This window comes from Pleomorphovibrio marinus, assembly GCF_003347495.1.
Taxonomy (GTDB): Bacteria; Bacteroidota; Bacteroidia; order Cytophagales; family Cyclobacteriaceae; genus Pleomorphovibrio; species Pleomorphovibrio marinus.
Window position 1 is genome coordinate 463806 of sequence record NZ_QCXY01000004.1, and the last position, 13956, is coordinate 477761.

The 13956-nt window shown below is 45.2% G+C and carries 9 protein-coding genes and 1 pseudogene; 1 reads left to right on the forward strand and 9 read right to left on the reverse strand.

Features of this window, described 5'->3' with window-relative positions; translation table 11 throughout:
• Nucleotides 1-3: 3 nt before the first annotated feature.
• The 9 genes and pseudogenes from DB520_RS13500 to DB520_RS13550 form a co-directional block, all read right to left on the reverse strand.
• Nucleotides 4-1305: a bifunctional folylpolyglutamate synthase/dihydrofolate synthase gene (locus DB520_RS13500; protein ID WP_114750229.1), complete on the reverse strand. Its 1302-nt coding sequence runs from the start codon at nucleotides 1303-1305 to the stop codon at nucleotides 4-6.
• The gene (locus DB520_RS13505; protein ID WP_114750230.1) at nucleotides 1305-2264 is read right to left on the reverse strand and encodes an energy transducer TonB; all 960 of its coding nucleotides are present in this window, start codon (nucleotides 2262-2264) and stop codon (nucleotides 1305-1307) included. Before DB520_RS13505 ends, DB520_RS13500 begins: the two co-directional genes overlap by 1 nt.
• Before the next feature lie 2 nt (nucleotides 2265-2266).
• The gene (locus DB520_RS13510; protein WP_114750231.1) at nucleotides 2267-2659 is read right to left on the reverse strand and encodes an ExbD/TolR family protein; all 393 of its coding nucleotides are present in this window, start codon (nucleotides 2657-2659) and stop codon (nucleotides 2267-2269) included.
• A gap of 1 nt (nucleotide 2660) precedes the next feature.
• Nucleotides 2661-3359, reverse strand: a complete 699-nt coding sequence (locus DB520_RS13515; protein WP_114750232.1) for a MotA/TolQ/ExbB proton channel family protein — start codon at nucleotides 3357-3359, stop codon at nucleotides 2661-2663.
• Nucleotide 3360: 1 nt separating this feature from the next.
• Complete coding sequence (locus tag DB520_RS13520) at nucleotides 3361-4056, reverse strand: SPOR domain-containing protein (RefSeq protein WP_114750233.1); 696 nt, start codon at nucleotides 4054-4056, stop codon at nucleotides 3361-3363.
• 105 nt (nucleotides 4057-4161) lie between these two features.
• Nucleotides 4162-5841, reverse strand: a complete 1680-nt coding sequence (locus DB520_RS13525) for a TonB-dependent receptor (protein WP_232834965.1) — start codon at nucleotides 5839-5841, stop codon at nucleotides 4162-4164.
• Between the two features lie 3 nt (nucleotides 5842-5844).
• Nucleotides 5845-8829: a tetratricopeptide repeat protein gene (locus DB520_RS13530; protein WP_232834966.1), complete on the reverse strand. Its 2985-nt coding sequence runs from the start codon at nucleotides 8827-8829 to the stop codon at nucleotides 5845-5847.
• A gap of 14 nt (nucleotides 8830-8843) precedes the next feature.
• Nucleotides 8844-9863, reverse strand: coding sequence for a DNA polymerase III subunit delta (gene holA, locus DB520_RS13535; protein ID WP_114750235.1), 1020 nt, complete (start codon nucleotides 9861-9863; stop codon nucleotides 8844-8846).
• Nucleotides 9864-11404: 1541 nt separating this feature from the next.
• A pseudogene (locus DB520_RS13550) lies at nucleotides 11405-12027 on the reverse strand (Uma2 family endonuclease).
• A 551-nt stretch (nucleotides 12028-12578) separates the two neighbouring features.
• Between DB520_RS13550 and DB520_RS13555 the strand changes: the two are divergent.
• The gene (locus DB520_RS13555) at nucleotides 12579-13487 is read left to right on the forward strand and encodes an Rpn family recombination-promoting nuclease/putative transposase (RefSeq protein ID WP_232834967.1); all 909 of its coding nucleotides are present in this window, start codon (nucleotides 12579-12581) and stop codon (nucleotides 13485-13487) included.
• Nucleotides 13488-13956: the final 469 nt, after the last annotated feature.

Here is a 13956-nt window from a genome sequence, read left to right on the forward strand (position 1 = left end):
TTGCTACAATTCCTCTATTTCAGCGACCACAAAAGTACTGCCTCCGATGAAAACCAAATCATTTTTTGTCGCATTTTTAAGCACATGGGCCAAGGCTTCATTCACGTTTTTGATGCACTCCCCCTTCAGCCCATACTTTCCCGCCAATTCACCAAGCGATTCCGCAGGCATGGCGCGTGGGATTGCTGCTTGACAAAAAACATACTTAGCCTCCTTGGGCAGAAGGGAAAGCACCCCTGACACATCCTTGTCATTCACCATACCCCACACAAGGTAGAGACGTTCATGAGGGATTAGTGCCAACTGCTTCATCAGTAAGGCCACTGCCTCTTTGTTGTGCCCGGTGTCGCAGATCACCATGGGTGAATCTCTTAGTACCTGCCATCTGCCCTTAAGCCCAGTAATCCTGACAATATCTCTCAAGCCGGCAAGAACATGGCCTTCCTCAATATTCCAGCCCATGCTTTTCAAGTGCATGCAGGCTAAGTAAATAGCAGGAAGGTTACGTACTTGGTAATGGCCCAATAGATCTACCTGAATTTCTATTTCCTTACCCCGGTAATTCAGTGTATATCCCTGGTAAGGTCCACTCCCAACTAGTTTTAGGTCTTCAGAAACCTTAGCTTTCACCCATTCCTCCGCATAAAAGATAGGGGCATTCCTATCCTTAGCTACCTTGTGAAATACCTTCTTGGTCTCTGGAAGGGCTTCCCCTATAATAACAGGAATGCTAGGCTTGATGATTCCGGCCTTTTCAAAGGCGATTGCTTCCAGGGTTTCTCCGAGGAATTGGGTATGGTCCATACCGATATTGGTGATCAGCCCGATGACAGGCGTAATCACATTGGTACTGTCAAACCTACCTCCCATTCCCACCTCCACTACGGCTACGTCTACCTGCTCTTTGGCAAAATGGGCAAAGGCCAAGGCAACAGTCATTTCAAAAAAGCTGGGCTTCAATTCCTCCAGGAACTTACGGTGTTGACTCACAAAAGTCACCACTGCCTCTTCGGGGATGCATTCCCCATTGATCTTTATCCTTTCTCGGAAAGATTTGAGGTGCGGGGAGGTGTACAGACCTACCTTGTAGCCGGATTTCTGCAAAATAGCCGCAAGGGCATGGGAAGTACTTCCTTTGCCGTTGGTGCCGGCAACATGAACACTTAGAAACTTGTTTTGGGGATTTTCGAGATATTCGCAAATCCGGATGGTTGGGGTAAGGTCTTTTTTGAATGCAGCAGCGCCAATCCGCTGAAACATGGGTAAGGCCGAATACAGATAATCCAGCGTTTCTTGGTATGTCATTAATCCACTTTGATCACAAAGGTAATCCGGCCTGTAGAATATTCGGCTGTGGGATTACCGCTTTGTCGCTTAAAGGAAAGCTTATTTACCACTGTCCTGTAATAGGCCAGCACCTCATTGCTCACATTATATTCGAGCGGGATGGCCTGCACAATTTTCCCATTATCGTCCACGGTGATCCTAAAAACGATCCTGCCATTTCTGGTGGATACGTTGTCCACAATATTGGGTTTGGAGGCGAAATCCCATCCGGCAAGATCCAAGTTGTACCCCGCACCGTCCCCGGCATTTCCTTTGCCAGATTGTAGAATGGATCTTCCATCTACCGTTCCTTGGGGATTGCCCTCATCACCTGCCCGGTTTCCACTGCCTTGGTTACTTCCGGCACTGGGTTGGTTGCCTGACCCGGAAGTGCCTCCAGCACCGAACAATGCCCTGGGATCCACAGTGGGCTTTTCCTCGGCTTTTGTTTCAGTCCTTTCCGCCTCCCTTTCCGCGGGTTGTGGCGTAGGAGTACTGCTTTCTTTTGGCTTCGGCGTGGGGGTTACCGACTCAGCGGCTTTATCCGTGCCTTTTAAGGGGCTTTGGGTCTTACTTTGAGCCTCTATAGCACGCTGGGTTTGGCTGGGTTGGGGTTTGGCCGTGGAAGTCTCCGGGGCTGCCTTTGGAACCGTGGATTCCGTGATTTTGGGAGCCACTTCACCTGGTGCCGGTGCTTCTACGGCTTGCTGCTGCGCCGTTGATGGCGGAGTGGTGGTTTGTCGGTCCCCACTGCCCACATCCGTAAAACCCAGGTTTAATTCCAACCCAAACTGGGCCATAGGGGGATCCGGTGGTCGCCAAACCACGATAAAATAAAGTCCTACCATCACCAAAATATTGAAGAGTATGGTGATCAGCCAGGCCTTTTTTTTGCTGTCCTGATAAGATTCCTTATCATCTACTTCCCAAGCTTCCATTTCTACTTAAAAGGTTTTGTGGCAATGGACACGTTGGCTTGCAAAACTGCGGCAATACCGCCGATCTCCACCAAATATTCCACCGGTACTTCCTTATCAATATGAAGCACCACATGCCCATCTTTGTCCTTTAATAACGCAGTCAGCTCATTTTTAATTTCACTTCGCTCCACTCTTCTGTCATTTACCGAAAAGCGAAGGTCCTTTGTCACACTCACTGTCACTTCCTGCATAATGATGTCAGCAGTCTCACTGGAGGGCAGGTTTACCGGCAGTCCGGAGGGAGTGATAAAGGAGGAGGTAAGCATAAAGAAAATGAGCAATAAGAATATGATGTCCGTCATGGAGGACATGCTGAATGCAGATTCAATCTTGTTTTTAGATTGCAGTGCCATCTTACTTTTTCTCTTGTAAAAGGTCGATAAATTCTATGCTGGTGTATTCCATGTTGTGAATGAGCTTGGATACCTTGGTCACCAGATAATTGTAGCCAAGGTAGGCCAATATGCCAACCACAAGACCGGTGGCAGTGGTGATCATTGCCTCATATATCCCCGTGGAAAGGAGCTTTGGGGAAACCATCCCCTCCTCCTGCGCCACTCCTATAAAGGCCCTAATCATACCCGCAACGGTACCCAAAAACCCAATCATGGGAGCTGCACCCGATACGGTGGCCAACAAGCCCAGGTTTTTTTCCAATTTGTAAATTTCGATTTTACCCACGTTTTCAATGGCCACCTCAATGTTTTTCAGAGGACTCCCGATCCTATCCAAGCCTTTGGCCATCATATGGGCCACTGGAGTTTCTTCCCCTTGGCAAATCATTTTGGCCTGTTGAATATTTCCACTCTGAACCATCATCTTCACCTGATCCATTAAGCCCTTTGTGGTGGTAGATGCCTTTTTAAGTATGATCAACCGCTCCACAAAGATGAATACAGCCAGAATAAAAAGCAGGTATAGAGGGATCATCATATACCCCCCTTTGATCATAAGGTCCAAGAGCCCTATCTCAGATCCTGTGGTAGTTTCTAATTCCGCTAAAGTGTCTATGGCCGCCTGGCCATCTGTTGACAAAGTTTGTAGTAAGATCATATTAATATTTAAGCACCCATAAATTTTCCTCAAAATCACCCTGAATATCATTCATCTGGGTTAAGGCTTGGTTAAAACTTTCATGCTGCCCCACGGCAAGCCTGTAAAAGGAAATGTCATCGTAGGGATGGATCAGAAAAGTACTCTTATTCCTATTGTTTAGTCTGTTTGAATAATCTTTAGCCAAATCCTCATCGATAAAACTTCCCACCACGACGAAATAACGTGGAACATTGGTTTTTGATGTGATTTCGGTCAAAATAAATGTTTCTTCAGCGGGGGCCTCAGGTTCTTCGGCCAGCTCTTCGGGAGCCGGTGGCACCGCTTCTTCCACCACAGGATCCTCTTCTTCGGGGGCGGTGGTAGTGGTGGTGGGCTGGGAATCACCCATTTGGTCAAAGACCCCATAGTAATAAAAGGCATACCCAGCACCAAACAGCAACAGAAGTAGTAGGATAAAAAAGAATCCCGATCGGCTTTTCTTTTCTTCTTTGGGTTTATCCTTTTTGGGCACTGCGGCTACCTTTGCCTTTTTCGTAGCCACTTTTTTCTCTGAGGAAGGGGCAGCGGCAGCATGTGGTTTCTTTTTGGGCTCTGAAGTACTTTCACCTATAGGAGTAATATCCACCTCTGGCATTCCAAAATCCTCGTCTTCCTTGTGTTGGTCTTTATCGTTGGGGTCTTTTTTATCAGCCATGACAAAAATATTTTATGGTTTGAATACACTAAACTACTGTAAAACCTGCACTTCAGCAACAGCGTAGGGAATTAACCCACAGTATATTCTGTAACTCAGTAAATTTTAAAATTTAAAGGTTACTCCACCAATTCCCTGAATCCCCCTTACCGGGTAATTCCAAAACCTTTGGTAGGATTGGTTGAGCAGGTTGTTGCCAATCGCAAATATGGAAAACCTCGGAGAAACACTATAATCCACCTTGGCCTGTAAGTCAAAAATGGGGTTCAATACATCAGTGGTTCCGCTTTCCAAATTCAGCACAGGTATCCCACCCATCACATGGGCATTGGCTTGAATTCGCAGCTGCTCCATGGGCTTGAAGGTATTGAAGAGTTTGATCTCCCACTCGGGCATTTGCCAATGGCTTTCTATATCCTCCAAGGTAAACTGGTAGAAATCCGCCTTCGCATCCAGTTGGTACCAGTTGTCGAAGCTCCAATTTACAGCTGCATGAAGGTTAATCACTCTGGTCATGTCATCATAGATTAGCTCAAAGCGGGTGCTGTCAAACTGATGGTTACCATAGAAATGCATATTAGTGAAATTACCATAGCTGATCCCTACTTCATAAGCGAGTTCTCCATCTATGGCTCCTTTTATCCCCGCATCGATTTTGTAGTTTTGTATGGTGTTTCTTAACTGCGCACTGGGCCCCAAAAATGGATTTTCCCTTATGAATCCATAATAGGTGTTACGTTGAACATCTCCCACATAATTGGCAAATACCCCAATGGATGGCATGAAATAATAAGCAATTTTTGCCAGGGGAAAAATATGAAAGTCATCGGTTTTATTGGGTACTATGTCGTTTTCATGAATGACATTTGCACCCACCTTGATGTCCCAGCCATCCTTTATGTAGGCCGCATAGGGCTGAAGCCTGAAGAAATTTCTGTTAATATCCGTATAAGTGGAATCTGAAGGGGAAGTAAAATACAATTCCGAGCGAATACCACCATGCAGGTTTTCATTGGCCCTAAAGCCCACGTTTGCCTTGACCCTGGCTTCATGCTCCCTTGCCAAGTAGTTGTCGTTGAAGAGCCTTAGCCCCACCGTGGCATCAAAGTCAAACACGTCAAGGCGATCTAAGTTACGGATTCCCACGTCGCCTTCCACGGTATTAAAGTTTTGCTCGAGATCAAAATCGGTACCCTCAAGGACAGGATTTGCAGAATACCCGTAGAAGTTATACCTGTCCCTGATATAACCCAGGTCTCCGAAGATTTCGATATTGTCCCTAAAAAGGCTGCCATTTACCCTAACTTCCGTGTGGTCCTCCGCCGAGTTGGCACCGTCTACCGGGCCTTCGTAAAACCCCTGGTGCTTGAGTTTCACCCCAAAATTCCTATCCTGGTCCTGGAGGTTGTTAATGTATATTTCTGCTAATGGGGATTGGTAATTCCCATACCCAAGCTTGGTGAAACTGTGATAGGTTTCCGGAGTAGGCTTGGGAAAATTCCTGACATAAGGCTGCACATCCAACTCAACCGGCCTTAGGTCGAGGAAAAAATCCTTCACCTGGTAGGTGTAAGAACCTTCACTGCTGACCTCAGGTAGACTGGGGGGCCTTTCAAACACCCGCTGTTGCTGGGGTAGGCTAAGCACCCTATCCTTACGGATAATAAACTCCGTATCCCTGATTTCTCCCCGCTCCTGGGACCTCCCATCCTGCGCAATCCCCTTCCCCATCACAAGGATAAAGGCTGCAAAGGGTAGACAAGTATATAAAACAATCCTCTTCATGTGTCAATTAATAGTGCTGAGTAAATCCCTAGCCTCTTTTTTCACGGTTTCATTGGTGGAGTTCTCCACTACTGATTCCAAGGTGGCTTTAGCCTGGAAGGTTTCGTCAAGTTTTAAATAATTCTTCGCCAAAAGGATAAATTGCCTCCCATACCAAAGGTCATAAGGGCCAAAGGGCTGGGATAGATCGAAGATGAGGTCATTGGAGGCGGAAAACTGCTCTTTCTCATGCAGGCTGAGTGCCAAGAGGTAAAGGCCTTCGGCACCCTGCACGGTCTTGAAATCCTCTACCAAAGTCCTAAGGGTGGTTTCTGCTTGCTGCCTATCTCCCTTTGCAATTTGCGCTTTCGCTTTAATCAATAAAGCCCTCGGGGCAGCGTCCACGGTCACATCACCCAATCCCCTCACTTTGTCGGCATAAAATATCGCGGAATCATACTTCGAAGTTTCCTGGTAAGAGGTCATCAACCCGGCAAATGCTTCATATTCCTCCACCTTGTTTCTGGCGTTGTTGGCGGAAGACCTGAGGTAGGGGATAGCTTTGGAGTAGTTACCTTTTTCAAATTCAATTTGGGCAATACGCTGCCTTGCCCGGTTTCTCAATCCCACATCTTTGGCCTTCTCCGCTTCGTAGAAATAGGGAAGTGCTTTTTCCTTATCTTCCAATCGGTTATGGGCATCTCCAATAAAAAACTTGGCCTCACTGGATTGGGCCACCTCGGGATAGCTGCGGACAAAATTTTCGAAAGCCTGTATCGCCTGCTTATAGGATTCGTTAAAAAAGAGGTTTTTGGCAGATTCAAACTCCAAGTTCTGCAAACTGCTGCTTCCAGGGTTTGACTTTTTATAATTAGCCAGGTAATTGGAAAACTCCCCTGCCCTGCCCTGAAGGGTCAAGCTCTCTTGCAAACCCACGACAGCTGCATCCACGTTGCTGGCATTTGGGTGTTTATCCAATATGGCCTTGTAGTCTTCTACAGCAAGGCCATATTCTTGAAGGGAATAGTTGGCAACCGCCCTACCCTCCAATGCATAAGGGAGAAAGGGGCTGTCGGCTCTGTTGTCTATGAGTAAAGTGAAACCCTGCCTTGCTTCCCGATAATTGGTTTCCTCCATATTAATCTGGGCCTTTTGGAAAAGGGCATCCTCGTAATACCTGCTGGATTTAAACCCGTTGATCACCATATTCAATTGCTCAATGGCCTCGTTGTTCCTGTTTTCGAAATTGTGGATGACCCCTGACCTGAAATAGGCATAATCCGTGGCCGGGTTATTTTCGTTTATGGCCCTATTGAAGGCCGCCAGCGACTGGTCAAATTTCTTCTGTACATAATACACGTCACCCAGCCTGATCAAGGCATCCGCATACTGTTCCCTGTCCCTGTCATTTCCTCTCTTGTCCACATAAGCTTTGAATTGATTCTCTGCCTTGACATATTGTTCGGTATTAAAATAGGCATAACCCAAGCCATAATGCGTTTTCAGAAGATTGGGGTCCTGTGGAGAAGGCTTGAGGTTGATGACCCCCTCATAAGCTTTAATGGCCTCTTGAAGTTTCCCTTCTGCCGCCAATGTCTCCCCCTTCCAATATTGAGCCTGTACGTGCAAACTTTTGTCTATGGGATAGGTCTGGGATTTGCTGAGAAACTGCAATGCCTGGGCGTATTTTTGGTCCCTGTAATAAACCATGGCCTGGTAGAAAGCCACCTTTTGGTAGGCTCCTTTTATCCTTTCGGACATGTTGGCCATACGCTCCATATGTTCTATGGCACGGAGGTAGTTGTTGGTATTGATCAGCGCATCGCTTAGCAGGGTTTCGGCCTCCTTATAGTGAGCACCCGATGGATAATTGTCCAGATAGGTGTCCAATGCCACCACAGCGTCCTGAAAGCTCCCCCGTTCTAGGTTTACCTTTGCATAGTTAAAGAGGGCCTCTTCTTTAATTTGTGGATCGTGATCCTGTTTGAAGGCCGTGCTGAAGCTGTTGGAGGCAAACTGGGGATTGTTTAACTTCACGTAGCTGTGCCCCAGATAATAACTTGAGACCTGACCAAGGCGGTCGTTTTCCAATGCCACTTCCTTGAAAAAATTGGTGGCTTCGGAATACTTGCCCACATGATAATGCGCCACACCCGCTTTGTATTGTTGTTCCCTGTTCAGTTTGCCCTTTTTGGCTTTTACATAAGCATCGTAGTAAAAAGCCGCCTGTTCATGGTTCCTCTTTTCAAAATATGCCTCTGCAAGCAGTAACTGGATCCCCTCTCTTTTTTCCAAGCCAGAACGGGTAAGGATATTGGGGGCATACGCAATCAAATCATCAAAATCCTCCTGCCGGTAATAAATGGAAGCAAGCATATAGGGCACCTTTCCTGCATATTCCCTTGATTTTTCAGCTTCCTTAAAATCCCTGATCGCCTTCGCGTCTTCCTTCTGCTGCATATATACATATCCTGCATAATAATAGGAATCCGCAAGGTAGGAACTCCTGTACCTCTTGGCCTGTTCCAAAAACCCAATGGCTTGCTGGTAGTTTTTAAGCTGGAAAAAGGAATAACCGGTTTTAAAAAGCATCTCGGCCCTTTCCTCGGCATACAGGTTCTCCAGTTCCGTACGCTGATAGGCCTCAATGGCTTTTCGGTAATTCCTTTCCAGGAAATAGTGGTTACCTAAGGTCAATGCAGCCTCGTTTTTCAGGGTGGCGAAGGGGTTTTCCAGCACAAACTTTTCCAGCAGTACAGGCCCATCCGGGTTTTCCAGTTTCAATGCAGAGGCAGCAAGATAAAAATCCGCCTCCACCCGCCTATTTTCCGACAGGCCGGCTTTTTCCAATCTTTCAAAGCTAATTTTGGAGGCCGCAAACTGCTCTTTCTCATAGAGCTCCAAGGCGTCCTGAAACTGCTTTTCTTCTTCCTGCTGATACAGGGTGGACTGGGCTTCCCCGCTCAACCAACAAGTAAAGGCCAAAAAAAAGGCCAAAATTTTCTTCATGTGCATCCCTCAGCTTAGTGCAGTATCTTGAATATCAACTCTTTTAAGGTTTCGTGCTCTTCCATGTTGGAATCCACACCTTTTGAACGTAAATCCGCTTCTTTTAAATATCCCACAATATCAATAATCTTGCCCAATTTATAGACTTTAGCAGCCGCAAGGTACTCTTTTACAAAGAAAGGATTAACCTTAAGCAGTCCAGCAAGGTCCCTTTCTGGCAGGTTCTTATTGGCATGTACCAATAAGATTCGTGTGAAATGGAGGTAGAAAAGCCCCAACAGGGGGTGAATTGGGTTGGCTTTTGGGTTTTGCCCAAAATACCGGATGATCTTATTGGCTTTGAGCACATCTTTAAAGCTCAGGGCCTTTGTCAGTTCAAAGCTGTTGTAATCCTTGCTGATGCCCACATACTTCTGGATATGGTCGGTATTTATCTCCGCCGGTTCTGGGAAATTGATCAGCATTTTGTCAATTTCGTTGGTCAACACCTCCAGGTTGTTTCCGATCGATTCGGCCAATACCTGACAGGCCCTGGCATCTATGGTGAATCCCTTTTCCTTTATGTATCCTTCGATATAGGGACCCAATTTGTATTCAGGGACTTTTTCGGCATTCACCACTATGGCTTTTGCATCCAGCTCCTTGCCCAACTTTTTCCGCTTGTCCAGGCTCTTATATTTATGCGCAAAGACCAATATGGTACTGGGCAATGGGTTGTTGAGGTACCCCATTAAAAGGTTGGCACCCTCCTCCTTGCCCAGATCGGGAATATTTTGGGCCTCCTTTACGATGACCAGTTGCCGGTCTGCCATCATGGGAAAGCGCTTGGCATTGTTGAGGATTTGGCTGACGGTCACATCCTTCCCGTACATCAAAATTTGGTTAAAACCCCTATCCTGGGGGGGTAGGGCATTTTCCTCTATGTACCGAGTGATTTTGTCGATAAAGAAGGGCTCCTCCCCTTGCAGAAAATAAATGGGGGAAAACTTGCCCGACTTGAGTTCCTTCAGGATGGTTTCCGGTTTGCTGGCCATGTAAAAGCTGTTTCTATGCCCCAAATATAGAAAGAATTTGAGCTATAAAAACTTCAAAGGCGGAAAAGGGAATGATAAGGATTGGATACTATTTGCCTAACACACTTTTCATCGCTTGCTTAGAATTAGGCATAAAAAAAACTATGAAACATCGTTCCATAGCTTTAGTCAATTAACTATAAACCCAAAATAACCTGCTGTAGGAGAAGGATTCGAACCTCCAAGGGGCAGTTAGGCGACACACGAGCTCGCTATGTGCTTTATACCGTCCCGAACTAACGGGATCCCCACCCCCGAGACCGGAGGGCATGTTTACCAATTTCATCATCCTACAAGATGTAAAGACCTTTTGTCTTTGTTGATGATTCAAAATTAATAAAAGAAAGGTATTATTAAAAATATTTCAGTAAAAAAATTATTTATTTACAGTATTTTTATCTTAAAGCAATTTTTATTAACGATTCAGTAATTTACATATCTCCAGGTTCTGGTTTTTGGGTTTTTTGTTAATAGGTTTTTGGTGAATTTCGAGACTTCCACGTGTAAGCGGAGCCTTGTCGCTGAACTCCTCCCCTGTCTCTCTGTCCAGCAGGCCTTGCGATGAAGACACCTGCCGTTCGACTTGTCCAGTACATAGTCAAGGAGGGAGATGCAGTACACCCCCTAAACACTCCTAGGTCTGGGCTGCCTTTTTTCCAAACCGGCGGGTTTGATCACTGAATCCACTTTGTGCCTCATATTTCTTTGGGTTGGTTGAAACTTCCATTGACCTTTAATGAGGCTATCAAGGGGATTTTATATCTTTCCTTTCTTACTTTTTGGCTTGATCCAAAAAGTAACAAAAAAATCAAGCCAGAAAAAAGCTGCCCTACGCATAGCCCAGCCGCACCCCCGCATTTCTGGCAGCCCACCACGCGGGAAAGTATATCATTTCCACCGTTTGAAGTTTTGTGCACGAATGAGATATCGTTTATTAGAAAAGATCAATTTTCTTCGAAAAAAAACAATACTGGGGAAAACTTTCTTTTTCCCGTAAAAACTTCGCAACCCTCTCTAAGTCACTTATTCTCTCAGGCTCAATGTTCAGTATCGAAGATACAAATACTACCGGGTACTCAAATCAAAAACGTCCTGGCCTCCTCGCCGATGAGCTTTTTAAAACTAAAGTCCGTGAATGGTTTGATGTTCAGCGACGTGACTTCCATTTACTAAAAATAGGGTATTTTTTATTGCAGTGGTGTTCCAGTGGGGAATTTTTGTGCCCCTCAAAATACCATGTGAACGGGGTTCAACCACGCCATGGTTGGGGGGTGGCTCCTTGGCTGCATATATTGATTTTTGATATCTTCCCCAATGAACATTCTCCCATTTTTAATATACTTCCATATCCATCCACCCACCCCGTGGCAGTCAGGTTCGAGGCATCTATGGACGAGTCTGAAATGCAGATTTCACCCGATAACAATGTCCCTTTCCCTCAAGGTGGGAGCTGGGATGAAGGCAAACACTTATCCCAGTTCTGCAATCATAACCTCTGTCCCCTATACCGGATCTTTGAAAAGTTCTTCCATATCCAATTGGAAGCCGGGAATGCATTGTGAACGCACAATGTCCCCCAGCGTAAAAAGCCTGGAAGGGACATATTTTTTTTCGGATAAGGTATAAACCAAAAGGGTTTGCTCATCGGGATGAATGATCCAGTATTCCAGCACGCCACTTTCTTCATACACTTCATATTTGTCTTGAAGATCCTTCTTGTTATTACCAGGGGAGAGTATCTCCACGATCAGGTCCGGAGCCCCGATGCATCCGGCATCGTCCAGCTTACTCCAGTCACAGATCACGCAGATGTCTGGCTGGACCACGGTGTAGATGTTTTCATTCTTTTTTGAATGTATAGGCAGGCGGACATCGAAGGGAGCCGAATAAGCTTCGCAAGGCTTACCCTTAAGTAGGTTATAAAAATTCCGGAAACGACTAAAGAAATTTTTTGATGTTTTCTTGTAGGCGCAGCCGCCATTTTATACACCTTCCCCCTGATCAGCTCCACCATCTCATCGATCTCCCAGGTCAGGTAATCGGCGTAGGAATATTTACCATATTTGGTAAATGGTTCTTCAACTTGGTTCAGAGGCGTTTTCGGATTGTCTTTTTTGGAATCCATATCATTAAGTTAAAGAAAAAGATGCGGATTTCAAATCCGCTTTATCTGTACTCGGAATTGCAGATTCCGAGTAGCGGGTTCCAACCACGGATGAAGAGACCACGGCAGTGGTCAAACCCCATTAGCCCTGGGTGGAAACCCAGGGAAATGAGCAAAACACGACCCCTCGAACCCAGGCAGGGGTTCAACTCAAAAGAACATGATCACTGAAAGGAACAAATTTAAAAAGCCCGTAACACGATTTCGGGCTGTTAAAATTATTTCATTAATTTTTTGCTTCGGATTGGCGATATGTTCCCCCTCCTTGTTTCGACCACCCCCTTTTTCCCCCTCCTAAAACAGGAGGGGGAGATATCGAAATGGTGCTTTTCTTTTTGATGGTTGATTAATTCGGTGATGGTGGGTGGCGGATTACAAATCCGCTTTATCTGTACTCGGAATTGCAAATTCCGAGTAGCGGGTTAACCTTTCTAAAGGACGGTTTAAGAACCGTAAAGAGGTGTAGTCACTTAAAAACTAGCACATGACATGGAGTAGTCAATAGAATTGTCATGCTTGTTTGGTTCCTATTCAACTTATATATTTACCTCATGGGTCTCGTGGCAAGAAACATCAATCCGTTTACTGACTTCGGTTTTAAAAAGCTTTTTGGAGAGGAAGCAAGCAAGGATATATTATTGGATTTTCTGAATGCTGTTCTGGAGGACGAGGTGGGTGAAATTGTGGACCTAGAATATGCCAAAAACGAACATCTTGGCACCACAGAGCTCGATCGCAAGGTGGTGTTTGACATTTTCTGTAGGACAGCGTCAGGAGAACGGATAATCATTGAAATGCAGAAATTTTTCCAATCCTATTTTAAAGAACGATCCCTGTACTACACTACATTTGCCATCCAGGAACAAGCGATTCAAGGGGAATGGGACTTTCACTTGTATCCGGTTTATTGTATATCCTTGCTGGATTTTGTTTTGAGAGACCCAGAGATTACACCAGAAAGCTATTTTCACAAAGTAAAACTCCTGGAAACTACCACTGGCAAAGTTTTCAATAATAAGTTGAGTTTTGTCTATCTAGAGATGCCCAAATTCAACAAAAATGCAAATGAGTTGGAAACTAAATTTGAGAAATGGATGTATTTACTAAGGAGATTGGAATTTTTAGAACGTCTCCCGGAAGGTCTTCAGTACAAGATATTTGAGAAAGTCATGAGCATAGCAGAACTATTGAAATTAGAAAAGACGGACAGACAAGCCTACGAAGAGAGTCTGAAAAAACATCGGGATCTGAAGAATGCCATGGATACGCAGTATATGCTAGGAATGGAGAAAGGCAGGCAGGAAGGCCTTGAGCAGGCGGCTATCATGATGATGCGTGCAGGCAATGATATAGCTTCCGTGTCAGCTATTCTGGGATTAAGTGTTGAGCAACTTAAAGCGGTAGCGGATAGATTGGGGTAGTGGATCAAAGACTATTGGAAAAAAGAATTTTTGAACCCCACATTTTTTTGTATGTGTATCAGACGGAAAAAGAAAAATACTCTCTAAATTGATTAAGGAGGGCATTATTGTAAGTCAAGACCCGTTTTGCCCAAAAAGGCTTCCATGCTTTCCCTGCCTTCTTTCATCTGTTTATAATTGTTTTTCAATGGTCAGATAGCCTGTCCCGAACTCGCTTCGGGAGAATCTCGCAACGATAATCATCCCAGTGTGTGACGTGCTCGTCATGCTCGATTTCATATGTTTATAATTGTCTTTTCAGCGGTCATATGGAATGCCCAGAATAATCATCCCCCTGTGTGAGAATTCTTTCTCATGGGCATTTCATGTAGTATTTTTTCCCTTTAAAGGGAAAAATCTCAATTTTTTCATCATTATACCAGAAATAATGCTCGAAATCTTGAGCGTTAGCCAATTGGGCAAAGCATAA

Coding starts and splice junctions, on each gene's coding strand:
- DB520_RS13500 (WP_114750229.1), bottom strand. CDS start 1,305: ATGACATACCAAGAAACGCTGGATTATCTGTATTCGGCCTTACCCATG.
- DB520_RS13505 (WP_114750230.1), bottom strand. CDS start 2,264: ATGGAAGCTTGGGAAGTAGATGATAAGGAATCTTATCAGGACAGCAAA.
- DB520_RS13510 (WP_114750231.1), bottom strand. CDS start 2,659: ATGGCACTGCAATCTAAAAACAAGATTGAATCTGCATTCAGCATGTCC.
- DB520_RS13515 (WP_114750232.1), bottom strand. CDS start 3,359: ATGATCTTACTACAAACTTTGTCAACAGATGGCCAGGCGGCCATAGAC.
- DB520_RS13520 (WP_114750233.1), bottom strand. CDS start 4,056: ATGGCTGATAAAAAAGACCCCAACGATAAAGACCAACACAAGGAAGAC.
- DB520_RS13525 (WP_232834965.1), bottom strand. CDS start 5,841: ATGAAGAGGATTGTTTTATATACTTGTCTACCCTTTGCAGCCTTTATC.
- DB520_RS13530 (WP_232834966.1), bottom strand. CDS start 8,829: ATGAAGAAAATTTTGGCCTTTTTTTTGGCCTTTACTTGTTGGTTGAGC.
- holA (WP_114750235.1), bottom strand. CDS start 9,863: ATGGCCAGCAAACCGGAAACCATCCTGAAGGAACTCAAGTCGGGCAAG.
- DB520_RS13555 (WP_232834967.1), top strand. CDS start 12,579: ATGCTTGTTTGGTTCCTATTCAACTTATATATTTACCTCATGGGTCTC.